This window comes from Lysinibacillus sp. PWR01 (assembly GCF_043359455.1).
Taxonomy (GTDB): Bacteria; Bacillota; Bacilli; order Bacillales_A; family Planococcaceae; genus Lysinibacillus; species Lysinibacillus fusiformis_F.
In genome coordinates this window covers 20,306-42,134 of record NZ_JBHERJ010000100.1, presented here as the reverse complement: position 1 = coordinate 42,134, position 21,829 = coordinate 20,306, and the positions used below count along the sequence as shown (strand labels likewise).

The window sequence follows — 21,829 nt, the reverse complement described above, 5'->3', positions numbered from 1 at the left end:
CAAGTATACCCATATTAAAACATTTCTATACAAAAAGGGCATACGACCTCAAAATAATATTTTTGCATTGTATCATATTATCATAGCCGATTTGTCAAGTCAATAAATTATACATATTTCATTTATTTTTTTGCGCGTACTATCCAGTACCCTTTTTTCTTTTCTACAATATCGACTTCTGAAAACTTTTCTTCCAAGTAACTTACTGTCGATGGCGCTCCTTGTTTCTTCTGAATGACTATCCAAAGCTCACCCGAAGACACTAGCCGATCGTAAGCTCCATCGTAAAAGCGGAAAATCGTTTCCTTCCCCGCACGAATTGGTGGATTCGTTAAGATAGCTGCTGCTTCTACATCTTTATCAACCATCGATAGGCCGTCACTCACAAATATTCGCACATTTTGAACACCGTTCACTTGCGCATTTTTTTGCGAAAGCGCAACTGCACGTTCATTTATATCCATCATAAAAACGGTACGATCTGGATTAGTTTTGGCAATCGATAACCCTATCGGCCCATATCCACAACCTACATCAAAAATCGCACCATCAATATCAGGCATTTGAAAAGCGTCTATTAAAACACGGGATCCAAAATCTACTTCGCTTTTACTAAATACACCTGCATCCGTTTCAAATGAAAACGTATGCCCTAGTAACTTGAATGTCCAGTGACGTGGTTTACTTTCAGTTTGAGGCTTACTTGTATAATAGTGATCTGACATTTTCACGCCTCCTCAGAATGAAGAAAAAAGCTCGCCAAAATGACGAGCTTTCCTTTTGTTAAAAAGTAACGCGAGATTACTTAACTTCTACAGATGCGCCAACTTCTTCAAGTTTAACTTTGATTGCTTCAGCTTCATCTTTAGAAACGCCTTCTTTAAGAGCTTTAGGAGCGTTATCTACTACTTCTTTAGCTTCTTTAAGACCTAAACCAGTGATTTCACGAACCACTTTGATTACTTTGATTTTTTCTGCACCAGCAGATGCTAATACTACGTCAAATTCTGTTTTTTCTTCAGCTGCAGCAGCACCGCCAGCAACTACTGCTACTGGAGCAGCAGCTGTTACACCGAATTCTTCTTCGATAGCTTTTACTAAATCGTTTAATTCAAGAACTGTCATAGCTTTGATAGCTTCTAAGATTTGCTCTTTATTCATTATAATTTCCTCCTAATTGGATAATGTTTTATTTTTTGCGGTCATGCCGCAGAAGTTTTAGTGCGTATTAAATTACGCGCCTTGTTCTTCTTTTTGTTCTGCAACAGCTTTTGTTGCAAGTGCGAAGTTACGCACTGGAGCTTGAAGTACAGATAAAAGCATAGAAAGTAGACCTTCGCGTGATGGAAGTTCTGCAAGTGCTTTAACATCTTCAACAGAAGAGATAGTACCTTCAATAATACCCGCTTTAATTTCTAAAGCTTCGTTTTTCTTAGCGAACTCATTGATGATTTTAGCAGGAGCTACAACATCTTCATTTGAGAACGCAATTGCGTTAGGACCAACTAATACTTCGTTGATTCCTTCAAGGCCAGCAGCTTCAGCAGCACGACGAGTTAAAGTGTTTTTGTAAACTTTGAACTCAACGCCAGCTTCACGAAGTTGTTTACGAAGCTCAGTTACTTGTGCAACATTAAGACCACGGTAATCCACAACTACTACAGAAGCAGCGCCTTGGAATTTTTCAGTAATCTCTTGAACTTGTACTTGTTTGTTTTCGATTGCTTTGCTCATGATGACACCTCCTATTAGAATGGGTCATTTATACCGACAAAAGAAAAGCCTCCGAGTCAAATAGACACAGAGGCTGAAAGTCATCATCTTTAAATAAGAATCTGAATTCCGATGTCCTCGGTAGGAACATTAAGTGACAAGTCACTCCTACTGTCTACGGTACAAATGGATAATTCACAACAGCAACTATAGTATCACGTATAGCCACTATCGTCAATACATATATATAAATTATTTTACTACTACGTTAGAAGCGTCAACTTTAATAGCTGGACCCATTGTAGTTGTAATATTTACAGATTTCATGTAAGTACCTTTAGCTGCAGCAGGTTTTGCTTTTTGCACTACGTCAAAAACAGCTAAGAAGTTTTCTACTAATTTTTCTGCTGAGAAAGAAACTTTACCGATAGGAGCGTGGATAATACCAGCTTTATCAGCACGGTATTCTACTTTACCAGCTTTGATTTCTTCGATAGCTTTTGTTACATCAAAAGTAACTGTACCAGTTTTAGGGTTTGGCATTAAACCTTTAGGTCCTAATACACGACCAAGTTTACCAACTTCGCCCATCATGTCAGGAGTTGCTACGATTACATCAAAGTCAAACCAACCTTGTTGGATTTTTTGGATGTATTCTGCATCGCCTACATAGTCAGCACCAGCTGCTTCAGCTTCTTTAAGTTTTTCACCTTTTGCGAATACTAATACGCGTTGAGTTTTACCAGTACCGTTTGGTAGCACTACTGCACCACGGATTTGTTGGTCGTTTTTACGAGTATCAATACCTAAGCGAAAAGCAACTTCTACAGTAGCGTCGAAGTTTACTGTGCTAGTTTTTTGAGCAAGTTCGATTGCTTCTTGTGCATTGTATAGTGAGTTACGATCAATTAACTTTACTGCATCTTGCAGTTTTTTACCTTTTTTAGCCATTATATATTTCCTCCTTGATTGTGGTTATAGCGGATTTTACCTCCCACGAATAAAGGTTGCGTGTTCACAAAGAAACTTCGCAACCTTCCAAAAAACAAAACATCAAGTAAATGGGATTAGTCTTCGATAACAATACCCATGCTTCGTGCAGTACCTTCAACCATTAACATAGCAGCTTCCACTGAAGCAGCGTTAAGGTCTGGCATTTTAGTTTCAGCGATTTCGCGAACTTTATCACGTTTAACCGTTGCCACTTTTTTACGGTTTGGTTCACCAGATCCAGATTGGATACCAGCTGCTACTTTAAGTAGAACTGCTGCAGGTGGAGTTTTTGTAATGAAAGTGAAAGAACGATCTTCGAATACTGAAATTTCAACTGGAATAATAAGACCAGCTTGATCAGCAGTACGCGCATTGAATTCTTTACAGAATCCCATGATGTTCACACCCGCTTGACCTAATGCAGGACCAACCGGTGGAGCTGGGTTAGCTTTACCAGCAGGGATTTGAAGTTTTACAACTTTAATAACTTTTTTAGCCACGAGACACACCTCCTTAAGTCCGTGATGTGGTAATTGGGTTGCCCCTCCCACTCAATATCTGTCTGTCAGCTAATTGCCGATAACATTAAAATTATCATTACAGACGTCAAACAAAAGTATGACAGTCTGACCTATGAAATGATACCACTTTTAATTTTTTTAAGCAAGTAGTAATTAACAAAATCTGCGAAACATCTACCAATTAGCATGTAACATTCTATTGTTAGAACTATAACTTTTGAACTTGTTCGAAATCTAGTTCCATAATTGTTTCGCGTCCAAACATATCAACCGTCACTTTTATTTTGCCTTTTTCTGTGTCAATTTCTTCAACACGCCCTTGGAAATGAGCAAACGGCCCTTCTAATACTTCCACTGCTTCACCAACAGTAATATCCACTTCTACAACTTTATCAGTCATACCCATTTGTTGCAGTAGACGATCCGCTTCTTCTGGTAATAAAGGTGTTGGTTTTGCTCCTCCACCAGACGAACCGATAAAGCCCGTAACACCAGGCGTATTTCGAACTACATACCAAGAGTCATCTGTCATGATTAACTCTACTAACACATAACCAGGGAAAACTTTACGCATCATTGTACGTTTTTTCCCATCTTTCATTTCTGTTTCTTCATGCTCAGGAACAATCACACGGAAGATTTTATCTTGCATTCCCATTGTTTCTACACGTTTCTCTAGGTTTGCTTTTACACGGTTTTCATACCCTGAATACGTATGAACAACATACCAATTTTTCTCCATAACTACTAGGACTTCTCGTCCGTCCCTCCCTTACAAATAAAAGTGAAAATGAATCGCGATAAGCTCAATGCATTTTTACTCTTTTCACAAACATCTCATTAGAAAAATATAGCTTTCGCTAATTGCTTGCGAAAGCTCGATGATATATACCGAAACTAGCATAGTCATCTATCGCTACTATCATACTCTCCTAGTAGTATTTATCATAATGAGGAGATTTACTGCTCTGCTCTTCACTCCACCCACTTCATCGATCCATTAGATGGCGTTTTCTGCTGAATGAAGATAAAACAAACGAAAAAACCCGTTATTGCAATGGACGGGCTATTTCAAAAATATGCTATTTACTAAATTATAAATCTAAGTACCAGCGGAATAATGATGAAATACCTAAGTCAACTAACACAAAAAATAAAGCCATAATGACAACAGTTGAAATTACAACGACTGTATATTTCGTCAGTTCTTTACTTTTCGGCCAGCTTGTTTTGCGCATTTCCGACATTACATCGCTGAAAAAGCCTTTGATCTTGCCCATTCTAGCTTAACCTCCGAATCAATCAAATCTGTCTATTTACATATCATTTTATAGCGTTTGTTTATGCATTGTATGTTCATTGCAATGCGAGCAAAATTTCTTTAATTCGAGACGTACAGTTGAGCCTTCTTTAGCTGGGAACGTGTAATTTCTCGAACCACATTTCTCGCAATTTAGCACGACTTTTTTTGCCATATAATCACCTTTTTCGGCACTTTGTCTTTTTAAGACTAACACCTATATTTGTCAATGTCAATAAAGGCCTATACGGACTAAGACAGACTAAGACATTTCCTCAAGCACTAAATGACGTTCTAATTTGCGCTTTACCCGCTGCAATGCATTATCAATAGATTTCACATGACGATTTAATTTAGCGGAAATTTCATGATAAGACTGACCGTCTAGATATAAGGCTAAAACTTGTAGCTCTAATTCACTTAAAATCTCACTCATCTTTTCTTCTAAATATCCAAACTCTTCTCTATGAATCATCAATTCTTCTGGATCATCCATAATAGCACCTGTTAGCACATCCATAAGCGTTCGGTCTGACTCTTCGTCGAATATAGGCTTGTCCAAAGAGATATAGGAATTTAGAGGTATATGCTTTTGCCTAGTTGCTGTTTTAATGGCCGTGATGATCTGCCTTGTAATACATAGCTCTGCAAAAGCCCTGAAAGATGCAAGCTTATCTCCTTTAAAATCACGAATCGCTTTATATAAGCCTATCATGCCTTCCTGTACAATGTCTTCCTTATCTGCTCCAATTAAGAAATAGGATCTTGCCTTCGCTCTTACTAACAAACGGTATTTCGTAATTAAATAATCCAACGCATCTGTATTACCTTGATGCACCATTTCAATAAGCTCTTCATCATTGAATCGTTCAAAATCTTGTGTCACTTGTACAATGCTATTTTTAAACATGGTATCACCTCAGCCACAACAGATAATTAGAATCAGTATAACGGAATTGGAAAATATGCGTCAATCAATCATTTCATCCCTCGTCGCCATTTTTCAAAGGCGAGCGCAACATCTGGCTTTAATTCTATACGAGAAGGTGGCTTACTTTCTTGTTTTCGCTTCACATCATGCGTAATTTTATGTTGGATAATACTTGTATCAATTTCTAGCTCTCTAGCCGATTTCCTAAGAGCGCCATTCCCAAATATAACACTTTGCTCTGCCATATCAGAGGTTGCTACATGAATCTGTACATTTCTAGCCTTTAATTCATGCGTCATTTTTTCAATACGTTCATCTGCTGTTTCATTTTTTCGTGTATAAATGACTTCTACATCATTTTCTATATAAGATTGCTCTACTCCTGGTACAAGGTGTGCGTCAAAAACAATAATTACGCGCCAACCCATTGCCGCTTTATATTCAGCCATGAGTTCTATCAACCTTCTTCGCGCATCTTCAAAATTCGTATCACGCAATGGCCGCAGCTCTTTCCAAGATCCAATCATATTATAGCCATCAACAAGCAAAATGTTTTTCATTGTTATTCAATCGCTTCTTGACGTTTACGATACACTTCGTACATTAAAAGAGCCGCTGCTACTGATGCGTTCAGTGATGTGACATGCCCAACCATTGGTAGGTGATATAAAAAATCGCATTTTTCTTTTAATAAACGACCCATTCCCTTGCCCTCGCTGCCAATAATGATGGCTAATGGTAATGTTGCATCCATCTTTCGATAATCTGCAGACCCCTTCGCATCTGTACCCGCAATCCACACGCCGCGTTCTTTTAATTCATCGATTGTTTGAGCAAGATTGTTTACACGTACAACGGGAACATGTTCAATCGCACCTGTAGATGCCTTTGCCACTACTGCTGTTAAACTCACTGATCGACGCTTAGGAATAATTATACCATGTGCTCCTATAGCATCAGCTGTTCTCATAATAGACCCTAGATTATGAGGGTCCTCTAACTCATCTAGGATTAAGAAAAAAGGATCTTCCTGTTTATTAGCTGCTGCTGCAAATAAGTCCTCAAGTTCAGCATACTCATATGCGGCAACAGAAGCAACGATTCCTTGGTGATTGGCACTTGATAATTGATCAACTTTCTTTTTTGGGACAAATTGAACTATAACACCACGTTCTCGGGCTAAATCTAGCAGTTCATTGACACCCGATTTTTTTACTCCTTCTGCAATCCATACTTTATTCATATCGCGGCCTGAACGAAGTGCTTCTAACACTGGGTTTTTACCGGCAATAATTTCACCATTTTGTTCTGCCATTATTTAGACACTCCTTTTGATTCCTCGATTATTTGAATAGCATATGCAATGATTTCGTAGAGGCGTTCTAGTTCATTTAATAAATATAAACTACCAAGCACCGCCTCAAAGCCTGAGCTATTACGATAGGTTTGGACATCAGTATTTTTTGGTACAGAGCCGGATTTGGCATTGCGTCCACGGCGGAACACAGCCAATTCCTCCTCTGTTAAATAATTTTCATCCATCATGCGATGAACAATCATAGATTGCGCTTTTGCTGATACGTAGCGAGTTGCCTCTCGATGAAGTGTATTAGGTTTAACACGACCAGAGCGTAACAAATATTCTCGGATTTTTTGTTCCAATACAGCATCACCCATATAGGCTAACGCCAGCGCATTTAATTGTTTAACATCTTCATTGCGAAGTTTATCCAACTTAATTACCCTCGTTTCCATCTAGTTCCTTGTCGTGTATCTTCTAAAATGATACCTTGGGCTTGCAAATGGTCACGGATCTCATCAGAACGAGCAAAATCACGATTTTTACGTGCCTCCACGCGCTCTTGTAGCAATGCTTCAATTTCTTCGTCTAATAGTTCTTCTTCTTTTGCGAATTCAATACCTAGGACGTCACCTAGTACTTCAAAAGTTTCAATAAAGGTTTCTAATACCTTCTTGCACGTATTGGCTTCATTTAAGTAAATATTAGCAATACGAGCTATTTCAAATAATACAGAAATCGCATTGGCTGTATTAAAGTCATCATCCATTGCCTCTTCAAACTGTGCTTTTTGTTCCGCAATTTTGCTAAGCCATTCTTCTGAATGGTCACCTAAGCTTACTGTAGTCGTAAGGCGATGTTTCACGTTGTTGTAAGCTGTACGAATGCGCTCTAAACCTGCAGCAGCAGCTTCTACTAAATCCTTCGCAAAGTTAATTGGATGGCGATAATGGACAGATAACATAAAGAAACGTAGTATCTGCGGGTCAATTTGTTTACGAATATCATTCACAAGAATGAAATTCCCAAGAGATTTGGACATCTTTTCATTATCTATATTAATATACCCGTTATGCATCCAATAACGAGCAAATGTCTTATTATTGTGTGCTTCTGATTGGGCAATTTCATTTTCGTGATGTGGGAAAGTTAAATCCTGCCCACCAGCATGAATATCAATAGTATCTCCTAAATGTTCACGAGCCATTACAGAACACTCAATGTGCCAACCTGGACGGCCATCTCCCCATGGGCTTTCCCAGAAAATTTCACCTGGCTTAGCCGCTTTCCATAAAGCAAAATCTAATGCATCATCTTTTTTCTCGCCTGCTTCAATACGAGCACCGATTTTTAAATCGTCAACTGATTGGTGCGATAGTTTACCATAGCCATCAAATTTACGAGTACGATAATACACATCTCCAGCAGACTCATAAGCGTAGCCCTTATCGATTAACACTTGAATAAATTGAATGATATCGTCCATATGCTCTGTCACACGTGGATGAACATCTGCTTTTTTGCATCCTAGTGCCATAACATCCTCAAAATAGGCTGCAATAAAGCGCTCTGTTAATTCATGCACTTCTTCACCTAACTCATTTGCTGCTTTAATAATTTTATCGTCTACATCCGTAAAATTGGACACAAACTTTACATCATAGCCTTTATATTGAAAATAACGACGTACTGTATCATAAACAATTACAGGACGTGAGTTCCCAATATGGATATAGTTATAAACAGTTGGACCGCAGACATACATTTTCACCTTACCTTCTTCTAGCGGGACGAAGGTTTCTTTTTGTCTTGTTAATGAGTTAAAAATTTGAATACCCATTGTATTTCACTCTCCTTTTCTGATGAATAAAAAAGCGCCCCTATCACTCCTAAAAGGAATGACAGAGACGCTTGATTTGCGTGGTTCCACTCTGATTGAAGGAAAAATCCTTCCACTTTGGACATCCTTTAACGGGGACGACTCGATAAAGCCTACTATCGTTCAGCCTTATGCTCAAAGGTGCATTTCAGTTTTGCCTAGGCTCAGACCACTTTCAGCCGATGATGGTCCTCTCTTAAGAGCATGCGCTACTTACTTCTCCTTATCAACGCTTTTTCAATGTAAATACATTTTACAACGAAAGAATAAATTGTCAATAAATTTCTCTTTATTGCGCAAATTTTTCTACACGGTCAATTGCTTTCTCTTTACCAATTAAACAAATGGCGTTTGGCAACTCTGGTCCATGTGTTTCACCTGTTGTCACAACACGGATTGGCATAAACAGATTTTTACCTTTATGGCCAGTTGTCTTTTGTACAGCTTTAATCGCAGCTTTTACCGCATCCGGTGTAAACTCTTCTAGTTCCTCCAATTGCGCTTTAAACGCTGCCATTACTTCAGGTACTTGCTCTCCTGCTAAAACCTCTTTTGCTTCTTCATCATATTCAATATGCTCGTTAAAGAATAGGCTAGATAATTCGACAATCTCTGCACCAAAGCTCATTTGGTCATGATAAAGTGCAATTAAATCCGTCGCCCATGCATGTTGCTCTGCAGTAAGTTCTTCAGGTAATAAGCCTGCTTTTTGTAAGTGAGGTAAAGATAGTGCGACCACTTCTTCTAAAGATAGTTTTTTAATATATTGATTATTCATCCATGTTAGTTTTTGCTTATCGAACATAGACGGTGAATTAGAAAGACGTTTTTCATCAAAGATTTTAATAAATTCTTCTTTTGAGAAAATCTCTTCTTCCCCTTCTGGAGACCAACCAAGTAATGCAAAGAAGTTGAACATTGCTTCAGGAAGATAGCCTAAATCCTTATATTGCGTAACAAATTGAATAATCGATTCATCACGCTTAGATAGCTTTTTACGGTTTTCGTTAATAATTAATGTCATATGACCAAAGCGTGGATATTCCCAACCAAATGCATCAAAGATCATCATTTGCTTTGGTGTATTCGATAAATGCTCTTCACCACGGAAAACGTGAGAGATTTCCATAAAGTGATCGTCTAAAACAACTGCATAGTTGTATGTTGGAATACCATTTGCTTTTACAAGTACCCAATCACCAATATCTTTAGACTCAAATGTAACTTGTCCACGAACTAAGTCCTCAAATTCATATGTTACATTTTCTGGAATGCGCATACGGATTGTATATGGCTCACCCGCCGCTTCTTTCGCTGCGACTTCATCTGCTGATAGGTGGCGGCATGTACCATCATAAGTTGGAGCTGCTACACCTCTTGCTTTTTGTTCTTCACGAGATGCTTCAAGTTTTTCAGAGGAACAGAAACACTTGTAGGCTACACCTTGCTCTAATAGTTTTTCAGCGTGCTCTTTATAAATATCAAGACGTTCCATTTGACGATAAGGCGCATAAGGTCCACCAATATCAATGGACTCATCATATTCAATACCTAACCATTTTAGGTTATCTAGCTGAGATGCTTCTCCGCCCTCTACATTACGTTCAATATCCGTATCTTCAATACGTACAATGAATTTACCGTTATGATGTTTTGCATATAAATAATTGAATAATGCTGTACGCGCTCCACCGATATGTAAAAAACCTGTTGGAGATGGCGCGTAACGAACGCGAACTTCTTTCGTCATAATTAAAAGCCTCCTAAATTTTCGATCAAAAAATTGACTTTGTTCATTTTACCACTCTGTTACAGGAAATAAAAGCGGAGTTCATCCACATTTATTTCTTAATCAAAAGAATCGTGGCCATTGCCGCTATACCTTCCTCGCGACCTGTAAAGCCTAATCGTTCGGTTGTTGTTGCCTTAACATTTACTTGTGAAGGCTCTGCGTGTAATAATTCAGCAATGCGCTGTTGCATCTGTCCAATATAGGGTGCCATTTTAGGACGTTGTGCCATAATGGTACAATCCACATTACCTAGAGCATAACCCTTATCCTCAACAATTTTCCAAATGTACTCTAATAATTTTGCTGAATCTGCGTCCTTAAATGCAGGGTCTGTATCTGGAAAATGACGGCCAATATCCCCTTCTCCAATTGCTCCTAGAGCTGCATCTGTGACAGTGTGTAAAAGAACATCCGCATCAGAATGTCCTACTAATCCTTTTTCATGCGGAATTGTAATGCCACCAATAATTAATGGACGCCCTTCTTCAAATGCATGTACGTCAAAACCTTGTCCAATTCGAAACATATTCATCTTCCTTTAATTAATATTTATCATTATCATATCAAAGTTTGCCAAAGGGTGTTTGAAAAGCGCTTTAATAATTATCCTTCTCTAGCAGTAATGGGCAGTTTAGAAAGTTATACTCCCTAGACTGCCCAACATTTTTTAAATATGATACTCTATATTTTTCATTTGACTGTTGCTAATATTCGGTGATGGCTGTGAATTGTAAACACGTGAATAAGGGGGAACAGAATGTGTTAGCCAAATATTACTCCCTAAGACGGAATCGTGCCCAATCGTCGTCTCGCCCCCTAAAATCGTAGCACCAGCATAAATGACAACATTGTCAGCAATATTCGGATGACGCTTAATGCCCTTAATCGGATTACCGTTTTCATCTAACGGGAAGCTTAGTGCACCTAATGTTACACCTTGATAAATTTTCACATTCTTTCCAATAGTACAAGTTTCACCGATGACGACCCCTGTTCCGTGGTCAATAAAGAATGATTCTCCTATGGTAGCCCCCGGATGAATATCGATACCCGTTAATCGATGTGCGTATTCTGACATAATACGAGGTACAATTTGTACGCCCATCTCATATAGCTCATGTGCGATTCGGTGAATATAAACAGCCACAATAGATGGATAGCTTAGCAAAATTTCCTCTGTGGATAGAGCTGCTGGGTCACCATTATATGCCGCTTGAATATCTGTTTGTAACACTTGACGAATGGCAGGAAACCGATTAATCAAATTCATAACAATTTTGTCTGCTTGTTCACGGCAATACTTCTCGCAATTGGCAGGATCACTGTCCTCCATATTATAAAACAATACTTTTTCGATAATATCCCGTAAATCTATTGCTGTTTCTCGCAGCTTATTACTGCAAACTACGTTCACTCTTGTTTCATCAATAGGTCTTTTCGTATAAATGCCAGGAAACAGCACCTCATGGAAATTATCTATTATTTTTATAACCCGATCCCGTCCATCAAAGCCTATTGAGTTGTCAACGTCGATGTACTGTTTATTTATACTTGTTAATGAACCTGTAATTTCGGGAACCTTTTGATTTAACCATTCATTTAATGACACAATAAACACCCCTCACATCTTTTTCATCTATTCTATTACCTTATTAAACATATATCCACTATTTCATTACACGTAAGACGATCACATGGATAAAACCCAATTTATTTAAGCCACTACCAACTTTCGTCCACTTCCCACGCCTCCGTTTCTCATTCGACTATCCGTATATCATTATCGTACTTATATGAATTGACATATTTCGAAACAAAGATGTAATTTTACGAATCACAACATATAAAAAGACTATTCATCCTCAACACTTTCGAATGAATAGCCTATATAAATAATATTTCTTAAAGATTGAACGATTCACGCTTACGCAAGATTGCCTCACCAAATACTAGATCTTCTTGTGTCGTCATTTTTACATTTTCATAACTACTTTCTACGATGTGTACTTGGTGTCCAAGACGCTCCATTAGCATCGCCTCATCTGTCCCAAGAAAACCTACTTTTTCAGCTACGTCCTCCGCTTCCATAATTAACTCAAAGCGGAATGCTTGTGGTGTTTGTACCATCCATAGGCTTTCGCGATCAACCGTTTCCTCAATAATGCCATTCGTTGATACTTTTTTCATCGTGTCTTTCGCACGAACCCCTGCAATGGCTGCACCGTGATCATGCGCGTTCTGTACAAGCTTTGCAATGATATCATGCGTAATAAACGGACGTGCTGCATCATGGACAAGCACAATATCTACCTGTTGCATCTCTTTCATGCATGAATGAACTGAATGCTGACGCTCAGCCCCCCCATCAGGTAAACCCTTCACTTTCGTAATCTCAAACTGCTCTAGCAGCTTTTGAATATATGCACGTTCTTCTGGTTTAACGGCAAGCCAAATACCTGTGCAGGAGGGATCTTGTTGAAACACTTCTAGCGTGTGTATCAGAATAGGTTTCTCCAAAAGTTTTAAAAATAATTTATTTTGCCCTGCACCCATACGCTTCCCACTTCCTGCTGCAGGTAGAACTACTTCATATTGCATTTTCCCACATCCTAATCGTCCTTCGGCTTAGCAAATATCATACGACCTGCTGATGTTTGCAGCACACTAGTAACTGTAACTGTAATTGCCTGTCCGATATAACTACGACCACCTTCAACAACAATCATCGTTCCATCATCTAAATAGGCAACTCCCTGATTATGCTCTTTGCCATCCTTTATAACCACAACCTGCATATCTTCACCTGGTATGACCACAGGCTTCACTGCATTCGCTAAATCATTAATATTTAATACTTTTACATGATGGAGCTCACAGACTTTATTCAGGTTAAAATCATTCGTAACAATTTGTGTGTCGTTACCCATTTTTTTCGCAAGACGTACAAGCTTTAAATCTACCTCTTGTACATCTTCAAAATCCTCGTCCGTAATTTCAACTTTTGTCTTACGCTCATCTTGTAATTTTTTTAAAATATCTAAACCACGCCGACCTCTTGTGCGCTTTAATGTATCGGAAGAATCAGCTATATGCTGAAGCTCAGTGAGCACAAATTGGGGTACAACTAGAACGCCTTCGATGAAACCTGTTTCAGAAATATCAGCAATACGACCGTCGATAATAACACTTGTATCTAGCAATTTGTAGCTCCCACGAACTTCTTGAAGTTCAGCACCTTCAGCAGCTTTTTTCTTCGTATTGGTACTACGTAATGTAAAAAGCTGTATGAGCTCATCTCTTTTTCTAAAACCTAGACGGAACCCTAAATACCCTAATACAAATGACAGGATAATTGGAAGTACTTCCGTAATAACAGGGAATGGTACACTATCAATGGCAAAGCCTAAAAAGTAAGCGACAATCAACCCAATTATTAAACCAAACGTACCAAATAATAAATCTCCGATAGGAACCTTAAACAGCACTTCTTCCATCCAGCTAATGAGCCTTACAAAGTAATCGGAAAATGCAAAAGATAGTGTAAACAGTAAAAGTGCGCCTAGAGCTACTGATACATAAGGATTATCTAGCCAAGGATTAGATGATAAATGAAGCAATTCGTATAATGGCGGTAAGAAAACAAGGCCCAATGCTCCTCCAATCAGTAAAAACGCAATTTGAACAAATTTTTTCACAAGCTGTCACCTCCTAATTGTTAGTTAAGATTATACATAGTTTACGGTAGAAAATCTTTCATGAGCTCAGTCAAAATCTCATTATTTTTGATGTTGTGAAACAAGAATAGGTCAGTTAGACATAATTTTACAAACTTCTATTTTAGTACGTATAAAATGACAATCCTTTATCCCTTCATCAGCTATTATTTAGGACGATTATTCCTTTATTTGAGTTTCCGATATGATCTTCAAAAATGAAGGAAAATGCATGTCAGAATGATATCCAACATGCACACTTTCTTTTACAACTCTCTAAAACAAGCATTTAATGCATCTTTTATCGTCTCTACGCCAACAATTTCAATTCCCTGTGGAAATTCCCAGCCCCCAATATTCGAAGCTGGAATGAAAGCTCTTTTAAATCCAAGCTTCGCTGCTTCAATGACTCGCTGCTCTATACGTGACACTCGGCGGACTTCACCTGTCAGCCCTACCTCACCAATAAAACAATCGGTTGCACGCACTGCCTGATCCTTAAAACTAGATACAATGCTCGTCAACACCGCTAAATCTATTGCTGGCTCATCCAATTTGACACCACCAGCAACTTTAATATATGCGTCCTGAGCTTGTAGCATGAGGCCCATACGCTTTTCCAGTACAGCCATTAGCAATTGTACTCTGTTTTGATCGACACCCGTTGCCATACGTTTAGGATAGTTAAAGCTTGTAGGTGTAACTAAGGATTGAATTTCCACAAGAATTGGTCTTGTCCCCTCCATTGATGCAACAATAGTTGAACCCGCTGCACCCTGTGAACGCTCCTGTAAAAATAACTCTGAAGGGTTTAGAACTTCCTTTAAACCTCCTTGAAGCATCTCAAATATGGCAATTTCATTTGTAGAGCCAAAGCGGTTTTTTTGGCTCCGTAAAATACGATGATTATGATGTCTTTCCCCTTCAAAATACAGTACAGTATCAACCATATGCTCTAAAATACGAGGCCCAGCAATTTGCCCCTCTTTTGTTACATGCCCTACTAGAAAAATAGCAATGCCTTTTGTTTTAGCGATTCGCATAAGCTCTGCTGTACATTCACGAACCTGTGATACACTACCTGGTGCGCTTGTTACTTCTGGATGAAAGACCGTTTGAATGGAATCGACAATGACAAACTTAGGTTTGACTTCATCAATGGTTTGGTTTAAAAACTCTAGGTTCGTTTCGGAGTATATGTAAAGCTCTTGAGAAATCACCCCTAAACGCTCTGCTCGTAATTTAGTTTGACGAATGGATTCCTCTCCAGAAATATAAAGTACGCGATGCCCTTTATTCGAAAGTAATGCGGAAACTTGTAATAGTAATGTTGATTTTCCTATCCCAGGATCGCCCCCAATTAATACTAGAGAACCAGGCACAATACCACCACCCAATACGCGATTGAGTTCGCCCATTTCCGTCGCTACACGGGATTCCTCAGTAGCTTCAACCTGGATAATCGGAATTGCCTTTTGGGTAACTGTAGCAGAATGTTGAAATGCTCCACGTGGACCTTTAGCAACCATCTCCACTTCTTCGACCATTTTATTCCACTCACCACATCCAGGACATCTTCCCATCCATTTTGCTGATTCATAGCCACAGCCTGAACATACAAATTTCGTTTTTTTCTTTGCCAAATTGCTTTCACCTCGAATATTTGTTCTTATCCTTAATTGTACAGAAAAAAAGACAGCTTGGCACTTAAAGCCTCACTGTCTTTCCATGAAATTATTTAGAGATGGATACTCCCTCTTTTTTCTTTACAATGAATTCATTGTTTACATAATCAATGATAACCTGATTACCCTTCTCTACATTACCTTTTAGTAATTCTTCTGATAGTCGATCCTCTACTTGCTTTTGTAATGCACGACGTAGTGGACGAGCACCATATTGAGGGTCATAACCTTCTTCAGCAATTTTTTCAAGTGCTGCATCTGTTAACTCTAACGAAATATCTTGTTCTTTCAAGCGTTTTGTTAATGCATTGCCCATCATTGCAATGATTTCTTTTAAATGCTCTTTATCTAATGCGTGGAAGACAATCATTTCATCGATACGGTTTAAGAATTCTGGACGGAATGCCTTTTTCAATTCTTCTAACATCGTACCCTTCATGTCTTTATGCTTAGACTCTGCACCGCCTACATTGAAACCAAGGCTCTTTTGGTATTTTAATGCATCCGCACCAACGTTTGAAGTCATAATGACCACTGTATTACGGAAGTCTACTACACGTCCCTTAGAGTCTGTTAAACGACCATCTTCAAGCACTTGCAATAGAATATTGAATACATCAGGGTGTGCCTTTTCAATTTCATCTAATAAAACGACTGAATATGGCTTACGGCGAACTTTCTCTGTCAGTTGGCCACCATCATCGAAGCCTACATAGCCTGGAGGTGAACCTACTAAGCGAGAAGTCGAATGTTTTTCCATATACTCGGACATATCAACACGAATCATCGCATCCTCATCGCCAAACATTACTTCAGCAAGTGCTCTTGCAAGCTCTGTTTTACCAACACCTGTAGGTCCTAAGAAGATAAATGAACCAATTGGTCGTTTTGGATCTTTTAAGCCTGCTCTTGCACGACGTATTGCACGAGAAATGGCTTCTACCGCTTCACTTTGCCCTACTACACGTTTGTGTAACTCTTCTTCAAGCTGTAATAACTTCGAAGATTCTTCAGAAGCAATTTTAGCTACTGGGATTCCTGTCCACATTGATACAACTGCTGCTACATCATCCACAGTCACTTTAGATTCGGCTTTACCTTGCTCTTCTTTCCAATTTTTTCGTGTAGCTTCAATTTCATCCTTCAGCTTTTGCTCAGTATCTCTTAGTGCTGCTGCCTTTTCAAATTCTTGACCTGATACGGCTGCATTTTTTTCAGAACGAACATTTTCAAGCTTATCCTCAAGTGCCTTTAAGTTCGGTGGCACTGCGAATGAACGTAAGCGTACTTTAGAACCTGCTTCATCGATTAAGTCAATCGCTTTATCGGGTAAGAAGCGGTCTGAAATATATCTATCACTCATTTTTGCCGCTGCTTCAATCGCTTCATCTGTTATTTTTACACGGTGATGTGCTTCATAACGATCTCGTAAGCCTTGAATGATTAGAATAGCTTCTTCCACTGTCGGCTCATCCACTTGGATTGGTTGGAAACGACGCTCTAAAGCTGCATCCTTTTCAATATACTTGCGGTACTCATCAAGTGTTGTGGCACCAATACATTGAAGCTCACCACGTGCTAAAGATGGTTTTAATATATTCGATGCATCAATCGCACCTTCAGCACCACCTGCACCAATTAATGTATGCAATTCGTCGATAAATAAAATGATGTTACCTGCTTGGCGAATTTCATCCATCACTTTTTTCAAACGGTCTTCAAATTCACCACGATATTTTGTACCTGCAACAACTGTACCCATATCTAGTGTCATCACACGTTTGTCACGAAGGATTTCTGGTACTTCATTATTGATAATTTGCTGTGCTAATCCTTCAGCAATCGCTGTTTTACCAACACCTGGCTCACCAATCAATACAGGGTTATTTTTCGTACGACGCGATAAAACTTCAATCACACGTGTAATTTCCTTGCTTCGACCAATAACAGGATCTAATGTACCTTCACGTGCAATTTGTGTTAAATCACGTGCTAGGCTATCTAATGTTGGCGTATTGGCAGCTTGAGCTGCTTGTTGACCAGATTGTGCATTATCATTATTACCTAATAGCAATAATACTTGCTGACGAGCTTTATTTAAGCCGACTCCCGCATTGTTTAAAACGCGAGCTGCCACACCCTCGCCTTCACGTATAAGCGCCAATAATAAATGCTCTGTGCCGATATAGGAGTGACCTAATTTACGTGACTCATCAACAGATAGTTCAATTACTTTCTTAGCTCTTGGCGTATAGTGAACGATTGGACCGACATCTTCTTTGCCCTTACCAACTAATTCTTCAATTCCAGCTTCAATCATTTGAGGACTAATATCAATGGCTTCTAACGCTTTCGCAGCAATACCGCCGCCTTCACGTATAAGCCCTAATAGTATATGCTCTGTACCGATAGATTCGTGCTTCCAACGAATAGCCTCTTCCTGAGCAAGCTGTAATACTTTTTGCGCGCGTTGTGTAAAACGATTAAACATCATATAAATCCTCTCCTTTTTCCCCATTTATAGGCTTATTCGCATATTCTTGAGATAATGTCTCGCGAAGCATTTCCGCTCGTACACGATCTCGTTCAGCAGGTGGCAGTACCTCACCTGCATAGTGCTGTAAAAAACCTGGTTGCATACAAACAACACATTCATTTAAGGTTGTTTCTTGTATACCATCAATCATCTGTAAATCTACTCCTAGACGAACATTAGATAGGCAAGTCGCGGCTTCCTCACTTGTCAAAATTCTCGCATGTGTAAGGGTGCCTAAAGCTCGATATACTCTATCTTCTAGAGCAAGCTCCGCCTTTTCCATTAATTTACCTCTTGCATGTCGTTCTTTTTGAATAATCTTTTCAGCGACACTTTGTATGTCTGCTAAAATATCTTCCTCTGTCTTTCCAAGTGTAATTTGGTTAGACACTTGATAAACATTCCCTAAATTTTCGCTTCCTTCACCATATATACCTCTTACAGTCATTCCTAAGCGTGTCATGGCATTTATAATTTGATTCATTTGCCCCGTTAGTGTTAGAGCGGGTAAATGCATCATGACGGACGCTCGTAGACCCGTACCAATATTCGTTGGACAACTTGTTAAATAACCAAAAGTATCTCGAAAAGCATACGGTAATACTTTCTCTAGGATACGATCAATCTTATTTGCTTGTTCATAGGCACTTTGAAGTTGAAAACTTGCTGTCATACATTGAATGCGTAAATGATCCTCTTCATTCACCATAATGCTAACGGATTCATCTTCAGAAAGTAGTATAGAGCCCACTTGCTCTTTTTTAGCCAGCTGCGGACTAATCAAATGCTTTTCTACAAGAATTTGACGCTGTAAAGGCGTTAAATCCTTTATAGCAAAATAAGCATAATCATTTTGAAGCGTTGGGCTATCGCTTACAGCATGTGTAACGGCCTGTTCCACCTGCAATGCCTCATTCTCTGAAAAGGCTAATGGAAAACGATACCCATCTAAATTTCGAGCAAGGCGTATCCGTGTGCTAATGACAATATCTGAGTAATCATCTTTGATATGCATCCAGGTTGGCGTCGCACGCTCTAAAAATGATTCAATCATCATGACACATCACCACCTTCAAATTGTAGATGTTTTTCTAGCTCTTTAACTTCATCACGTAGCTTCGCCGCTTCTTCAAATTGTTCTTCCTCTACGGCGGACTTCATACGCTTGCGGATATCCTCTATTTGCTTTTTAATAACATACACATTGCTGCGAGCACCAGGCATTTTACCAATGTGTTGTGGACCTGCCTGAATGCGATTAAAAAGCTTCGGCAAATGTTCACTAAATGTGTCATAACAGCTTGGGCACCCGAATTTTCCCTCTTTTAAAAATTGCTTATACGAAAATCCACATTGTGGGCATGTTTGCTGTTGTGGTTGTACCTGTTGTTTTTCCCCCACCTTTTGCCATGTAGGAGAGCCAAACCAGTTAGACAATAACTGTTGAATAGATACTGGCTCTTGTTTAAACTCTGCATGAAATGGATGGAATTGTGAGGCGCAGACGTCACAATAATGGTGCTCCACCTTTTGCCCACTTTGAACTTGTGTTACTGTAACTGTTGCATTACGTTGTTTACAATGTTCGCATATCATTTCCATCACCTCACTATTTTTGCTGTTCATATTTAATTGTTGTCAGCATTGCTCGCAATATTTTTGATCGAATGACATCTCTTAATGGGAGATGCAAGTCGATCGTGGAGCGATCAATTGCTGCTAACATTAATTTCGCTTCTCGCTTTGAAATTACCTGCTCATCAATCAGTCGATAAACCAAATCTTCTGCCATCGTTTGTGATGCCCCACCTTCAATTTGCCTGAGAACATCGTCGATTAAATCAATCTGTGAATTCGCGCGGACACGTAAAATTCGAATGTATCCACCACCACCACGTTTGCTCTCAACAAGGTAACCCCGCTCGGCAGTAAATCTTGTATTAATGACATAATTTATTTGTGATGGTACACATTGAAATTTATCAGCGATTTCACTACGTTTAATTTCAATATGCCCTTCTCCACCTAATTCAAGTACTTGCTTTAAGTAACCTTCTATGATGTCTGATATATTACGCATTTTAGGAATACACCTCGCTTGCTTCACTGACTTTGACTATCTTTGACTTTCTTTGAGTATATTATACAAAACGCTTGAAAAAAATTGCAATGATTTCGCCCATAGAAAAGTGGAAAGTCTTGAAAATACCTTTTTAAGCGCCGAAAATAACACCTTTTCGATCATTTGTGTACGGTTTTATAATTTCCTCATATACCTAATGTACCCTTATTAGTCATAGAAAAAACGCAAGCATATGCAACTAGCATATACTTGCGTCTATGAAAATTATACCCAACGACCAACAATTGGATAACGCCAAGGCTCATCAGACAATGCTTTTACGATACCGATAATCGGTACAACAAATAGCATAATGCCGAAAATGATTAAAAATGGTAAGCCAATAAGGACGAAGCTTAAAACAACAGAGATAGCAATTAAAACGCCCATGACAATTTGGAATAGCAATGCTTGAATAGAAATTGCCTTAACTTCCTCATCCGAACTAATTAAAAAGAAAATAATGGGCACTAACCATGGCGCAAAAAATGCACTTGCGTGTATGATTACTTTAGACCATTTAGTCTCCATATATATCAACCCTTTCTTTGAACATTATCTATGTTTTATGTACTACTATTTACGGAACTATACCCGCAATAGTTTCACATTAAAAAGGATTTTTTAAAAATTTTTTGAGAGGCTGTGATGAGAGATGGAATTTAACAACACATTAGCAAATGAATATGAAAAGGGAATTCGCCGTACGTTGCCCAGTTATGATGCCATGCTGCGTTTAATACAAACCTTTTATCATTCAAAACTTCCAGAAAATGCTAACATGTTAGTTGTGGGTGCAGGGAGTGGCAATGAAATTTTACAGCTTGCAGAAGGAAGACCACACTGGTCATTCACGGGCATTGATCCATCAGAATCCATGCTTAACATAGCTAAAGAGCGTTTGCTCGCTCTACCTAATAATATGTCATTCCATCAGGCTACAATACTCGATGCTCCGCTGCCCTCCACACAGTATGATGCAGCAAGCTGTATTCTCGTCTTGCATTTTATTCGGGATGATGAAGAAAAGCTGGTGACATTAAAAGAAATAGCAAAATATTTAAAACCTGGAGCACCATTTGTCCTTGTTGCAAAGTATGGTCAGCAAGGCTCTTTAGAAACAGAGCTACAATTTGATTTATGGCGTTCCTATTGGCTACAACATACTAGACTTTCTGTGTCTGATGTAGCAGAGATGGAGAAATCCATTCGCTCTCTTTCTTTTATGAGTGAAGAGGGTATTTTAACACTTTTACAAAGTGCAGGCTTTACAAAACCTTCTAGATTTTTTGCCACTACTTTGTTTGGTGGTTGGGTATGCTTTAAAGAGGAGCACTAACTATA

25 protein-coding genes and 2 other annotated features are annotated in these 21,829 nt (G+C 38.9%); of the genes, 1 reads left to right on the top strand and 24 read right to left on the bottom strand.

Annotation, left to right across the window (positions count from 1 at the left end; all coding sequences use genetic code 11):
* Window positions 1–122: 122 nt before the first annotated feature.
* From ACEVFT_RS23940 to ACEVFT_RS23825, 24 genes are all read right to left on the bottom strand, one after another.
* The gene (locus tag ACEVFT_RS23940; protein WP_205446169.1) at window positions 123–725 is read right to left on the bottom strand and encodes a class I SAM-dependent methyltransferase; all 603 of its coding nucleotides are present in this window, start codon (window positions 723–725) and stop codon (window positions 123–125) included.
* Between the two features lie 76 nt (window positions 726–801).
* Window positions 802–1,161 carry a 50S ribosomal protein L7/L12 gene (gene rplL, locus ACEVFT_RS23935; RefSeq protein WP_205446170.1) on the bottom strand — a complete coding sequence of 120 codons (360 nt, stop codon included), beginning with the start codon at window positions 1,159–1,161 and terminating at the stop codon, window positions 802–804.
* 72 nt (window positions 1,162–1,233) lie between these two features.
* Window positions 1,234–1,734, bottom strand: a complete 501-nt coding sequence (gene rplJ / locus ACEVFT_RS23930) for a 50S ribosomal protein L10 (protein ID WP_103119000.1) — start codon at window positions 1,732–1,734, stop codon at window positions 1,234–1,236.
* A gap of 32 nt (window positions 1,735–1,766) precedes the next feature.
* Window positions 1,767–1,912 (bottom strand) — a sequence feature (ribosomal protein L10 leader region).
* A 53-nt stretch (window positions 1,913–1,965) separates the two neighbouring features.
* A complete protein-coding gene (gene rplA, locus ACEVFT_RS23925) occupies window positions 1,966–2,664 on the bottom strand; it encodes a 50S ribosomal protein L1 (protein ID WP_205446171.1) in 699 nt (232 codons plus the stop codon).
* Between the two features lie 116 nt (window positions 2,665–2,780).
* Window positions 2,781–3,206: a 50S ribosomal protein L11 gene (gene rplK / locus ACEVFT_RS23920; RefSeq protein WP_004233593.1), complete on the bottom strand. Its 426-nt coding sequence runs from the start codon at window positions 3,204–3,206 to the stop codon at window positions 2,781–2,783.
* Window positions 3,207–3,435: 229 nt separating this feature from the next.
* Window positions 3,436–3,969: a transcription termination/antitermination protein NusG gene (gene nusG, locus ACEVFT_RS23915; RefSeq protein ID WP_004233590.1), complete on the bottom strand. Its 534-nt coding sequence runs from the start codon at window positions 3,967–3,969 to the stop codon at window positions 3,436–3,438.
* A 352-nt stretch (window positions 3,970–4,321) separates the two neighbouring features.
* Entirely contained in the window at window positions 4,322–4,507 is a 186-nt protein-coding gene (secE, locus tag ACEVFT_RS23910; protein WP_205446172.1) for a preprotein translocase subunit SecE, read from the bottom strand.
* 48 nt (window positions 4,508–4,555) lie between these two features.
* A complete protein-coding gene (gene rpmG, locus ACEVFT_RS23905; RefSeq protein ID WP_004233588.1) occupies window positions 4,556–4,702 on the bottom strand; it encodes a 50S ribosomal protein L33 in 147 nt (48 codons plus the stop codon).
* An 87-nt stretch (window positions 4,703–4,789) separates the two neighbouring features.
* Window positions 4,790–5,437 (bottom strand): RNA polymerase sporulation sigma factor SigH, encoded by a 648-nt coding sequence (gene sigH / locus ACEVFT_RS23900; RefSeq protein ID WP_004233587.1) that lies wholly within the window; start codon window positions 5,435–5,437, stop codon window positions 4,790–4,792.
* A 68-nt stretch (window positions 5,438–5,505) separates the two neighbouring features.
* Window positions 5,506–6,018, bottom strand: coding sequence for an NYN domain-containing protein (locus tag ACEVFT_RS23895; RefSeq protein ID WP_205446173.1), 513 nt, complete (start codon window positions 6,016–6,018; stop codon window positions 5,506–5,508).
* A 2-nt stretch (window positions 6,019–6,020) separates the two neighbouring features.
* Window positions 6,021–6,773 (bottom strand): 23S rRNA (guanosine(2251)-2'-O)-methyltransferase RlmB, encoded by a 753-nt coding sequence (gene rlmB, locus ACEVFT_RS23890; protein ID WP_342442028.1) that lies wholly within the window; start codon window positions 6,771–6,773, stop codon window positions 6,021–6,023.
* On the bottom strand, window positions 6,773–7,213 hold the full coding sequence (locus tag ACEVFT_RS23885; RefSeq protein ID WP_393951515.1) for a Mini-ribonuclease 3: 441 nt from the start codon (window positions 7,211–7,213) through the stop codon (window positions 6,773–6,775). The genes rlmB and ACEVFT_RS23885 overlap by 1 nt, the downstream gene beginning before the upstream one ends.
* Window positions 7,198–8,598: a cysteine--tRNA ligase gene (gene cysS / locus ACEVFT_RS23880; RefSeq protein WP_342533604.1), complete on the bottom strand. Its 1,401-nt coding sequence runs from the start codon at window positions 8,596–8,598 to the stop codon at window positions 7,198–7,200. Before cysS ends, ACEVFT_RS23885 begins: the two co-directional genes overlap by 16 nt.
* A 60-nt stretch (window positions 8,599–8,658) precedes the next feature.
* Window positions 8,659–8,876 (bottom strand) — a binding site (T-box leader).
* Between the two features lie 50 nt (window positions 8,877–8,926).
* Window positions 8,927–10,387: a glutamate--tRNA ligase gene (gltX, locus tag ACEVFT_RS23875; RefSeq protein ID WP_393951514.1), complete on the bottom strand. Its 1,461-nt coding sequence runs from the start codon at window positions 10,385–10,387 to the stop codon at window positions 8,927–8,929.
* Window positions 10,388–10,478: 91 nt separating this feature from the next.
* A complete protein-coding gene (gene ispF, locus ACEVFT_RS23870; protein WP_205446178.1) occupies window positions 10,479–10,955 on the bottom strand; it encodes a 2-C-methyl-D-erythritol 2,4-cyclodiphosphate synthase in 477 nt (158 codons plus the stop codon).
* 141 nt (window positions 10,956–11,096) lie between these two features.
* On the bottom strand, window positions 11,097–12,038 hold the full coding sequence (gene epsC, locus ACEVFT_RS23865; RefSeq protein ID WP_205446179.1) for a serine O-acetyltransferase EpsC: 942 nt from the start codon (window positions 12,036–12,038) through the stop codon (window positions 11,097–11,099).
* A 293-nt stretch (window positions 12,039–12,331) separates the two neighbouring features.
* Window positions 12,332–13,027 carry a 2-C-methyl-D-erythritol 4-phosphate cytidylyltransferase gene (gene ispD, locus ACEVFT_RS23860; protein ID WP_205446180.1) on the bottom strand — a complete coding sequence of 232 codons (696 nt, stop codon included), beginning with the start codon at window positions 13,025–13,027 and terminating at the stop codon, window positions 12,332–12,334.
* A gap of 11 nt (window positions 13,028–13,038) precedes the next feature.
* Window positions 13,039–14,124 (bottom strand): PIN/TRAM domain-containing protein, encoded by a 1,086-nt coding sequence (locus ACEVFT_RS23855; protein ID WP_205446181.1) that lies wholly within the window; start codon window positions 14,122–14,124, stop codon window positions 13,039–13,041.
* Between the two features lie 284 nt (window positions 14,125–14,408).
* Window positions 14,409–15,785, bottom strand: coding sequence for a DNA repair protein RadA (gene radA / locus ACEVFT_RS23850; RefSeq protein WP_342442032.1), 1,377 nt, complete (start codon window positions 15,783–15,785; stop codon window positions 14,409–14,411).
* 91 nt (window positions 15,786–15,876) lie between these two features.
* Entirely contained in the window at window positions 15,877–18,321 is a 2,445-nt protein-coding gene (locus ACEVFT_RS23845) for an ATP-dependent Clp protease ATP-binding subunit (protein ID WP_205446185.1), read from the bottom strand.
* The gene (gene mcsB / locus ACEVFT_RS23840) at window positions 18,311–19,420 is read right to left on the bottom strand and encodes a protein-arginine kinase McsB (protein WP_393951513.1); all 1,110 of its coding nucleotides are present in this window, start codon (window positions 19,418–19,420) and stop codon (window positions 18,311–18,313) included. Before mcsB ends, ACEVFT_RS23845 begins: the two co-directional genes overlap by 11 nt.
* Entirely contained in the window at window positions 19,417–19,959 is a 543-nt protein-coding gene (locus tag ACEVFT_RS23835) for a UvrB/UvrC motif-containing protein (RefSeq protein ID WP_205446188.1), read from the bottom strand. The genes mcsB and ACEVFT_RS23835 overlap by 4 nt, the downstream gene beginning before the upstream one ends.
* A gap of 13 nt (window positions 19,960–19,972) precedes the next feature.
* A complete protein-coding gene (locus tag ACEVFT_RS23830; protein WP_004233573.1) occupies window positions 19,973–20,443 on the bottom strand; it encodes a CtsR family transcriptional regulator in 471 nt (156 codons plus the stop codon).
* Between the two features lie 267 nt (window positions 20,444–20,710).
* The gene (locus tag ACEVFT_RS23825; RefSeq protein WP_016992147.1) at window positions 20,711–21,016 is read right to left on the bottom strand and encodes a DUF4870 domain-containing protein; all 306 of its coding nucleotides are present in this window, start codon (window positions 21,014–21,016) and stop codon (window positions 20,711–20,713) included.
* A 124-nt stretch (window positions 21,017–21,140) separates the two neighbouring features.
* On the opposite strand from ACEVFT_RS23825, the gene ACEVFT_RS23820 reads away from it, so the two are divergent.
* The gene (locus tag ACEVFT_RS23820; protein ID WP_205446191.1) at window positions 21,141–21,824 is read left to right on the top strand and encodes a class I SAM-dependent methyltransferase; all 684 of its coding nucleotides are present in this window, start codon (window positions 21,141–21,143) and stop codon (window positions 21,822–21,824) included.
* The last annotated feature ends 5 nt before the right edge of the window (window positions 21,825–21,829 follow it).

Excerpts from the sequence above, each read along its gene's own strand:
- ACEVFT_RS23940 (WP_205446169.1), bottom strand. The coding sequence starts at position 725 with ATGTCAGATCACTATTATACAAGTAAGCCTCAAACTGAAAGTAAACCA.
- rplL (WP_205446170.1), bottom strand. The coding sequence starts at position 1,161 with ATGAATAAAGAGCAAATCTTAGAAGCTATCAAAGCTATGACAGTTCTT.
- rplJ (WP_103119000.1), bottom strand. The coding sequence starts at position 1,734 with ATGAGCAAAGCAATCGAAAACAAACAAGTACAAGTTCAAGAGATTACT.
- rplA (WP_205446171.1), bottom strand. The coding sequence starts at position 2,664 with ATGGCTAAAAAAGGTAAAAAACTGCAAGATGCAGTAAAGTTAATTGAT.
- nusG (WP_004233590.1), bottom strand. The coding sequence starts at position 3,969 with ATGGAGAAAAATTGGTATGTTGTTCATACGTATTCAGGGTATGAAAAC.
- secE (WP_205446172.1), bottom strand. The coding sequence starts at position 4,507 with ATGGGCAAGATCAAAGGCTTTTTCAGCGATGTAATGTCGGAAATGCGC.
- rpmG (WP_004233588.1), bottom strand. The coding sequence starts at position 4,702 with ATGGCAAAAAAAGTCGTGCTAAATTGCGAGAAATGTGGTTCGAGAAAT.
- sigH (WP_004233587.1), bottom strand. The coding sequence starts at position 5,437 with ATGTTTAAAAATAGCATTGTACAAGTGACACAAGATTTTGAACGATTC.
- ACEVFT_RS23895 (WP_205446173.1), bottom strand. The coding sequence starts at position 6,018 with ATGAAAAACATTTTGCTTGTTGATGGCTATAATATGATTGGATCTTGG.
- rlmB (WP_342442028.1), bottom strand. The coding sequence starts at position 6,773 with ATGGCAGAACAAAATGGTGAAATTATTGCCGGTAAAAACCCAGTGTTA.
- ACEVFT_RS23885 (WP_393951515.1), bottom strand. The coding sequence starts at position 7,213 with ATGGAAACGAGGGTAATTAAGTTGGATAAACTTCGCAATGAAGATGTT.
- cysS (WP_342533604.1), bottom strand. The coding sequence starts at position 8,598 with ATGGGTATTCAAATTTTTAACTCATTAACAAGACAAAAAGAAACCTTC.
- gltX (WP_393951514.1), bottom strand. The coding sequence starts at position 10,387 with ATGACGAAAGAAGTTCGCGTTCGTTACGCGCCATCTCCAACAGGTTTT.
- ispF (WP_205446178.1), bottom strand. The coding sequence starts at position 10,955 with ATGTTTCGAATTGGACAAGGTTTTGACGTACATGCATTTGAAGAAGGG.
- ispD (WP_205446180.1), bottom strand. The coding sequence starts at position 13,027 with ATGCAATATGAAGTAGTTCTACCTGCAGCAGGAAGTGGGAAGCGTATG.
- ACEVFT_RS23845 (WP_205446185.1), bottom strand. The coding sequence starts at position 18,321 with ATGATGTTTAATCGTTTTACACAACGCGCGCAAAAAGTATTACAGCTT.
- mcsB (WP_393951513.1), bottom strand. The coding sequence starts at position 19,420 with ATGATGATTGAATCATTTTTAGAGCGTGCGACGCCAACCTGGATGCAT.
- ACEVFT_RS23835 (WP_205446188.1), bottom strand. The coding sequence starts at position 19,959 with ATGATATGCGAACATTGTAAACAACGTAATGCAACAGTTACAGTAACA.
- ACEVFT_RS23830 (WP_004233573.1), bottom strand. The coding sequence starts at position 20,443 with ATGCGTAATATATCAGACATCATAGAAGGTTACTTAAAGCAAGTACTT.
- ACEVFT_RS23825 (WP_016992147.1), bottom strand. The coding sequence starts at position 21,016 with ATGGAGACTAAATGGTCTAAAGTAATCATACACGCAAGTGCATTTTTT.
- ACEVFT_RS23820 (WP_205446191.1), top strand. The coding sequence starts at position 21,141 with ATGGAATTTAACAACACATTAGCAAATGAATATGAAAAGGGAATTCGC.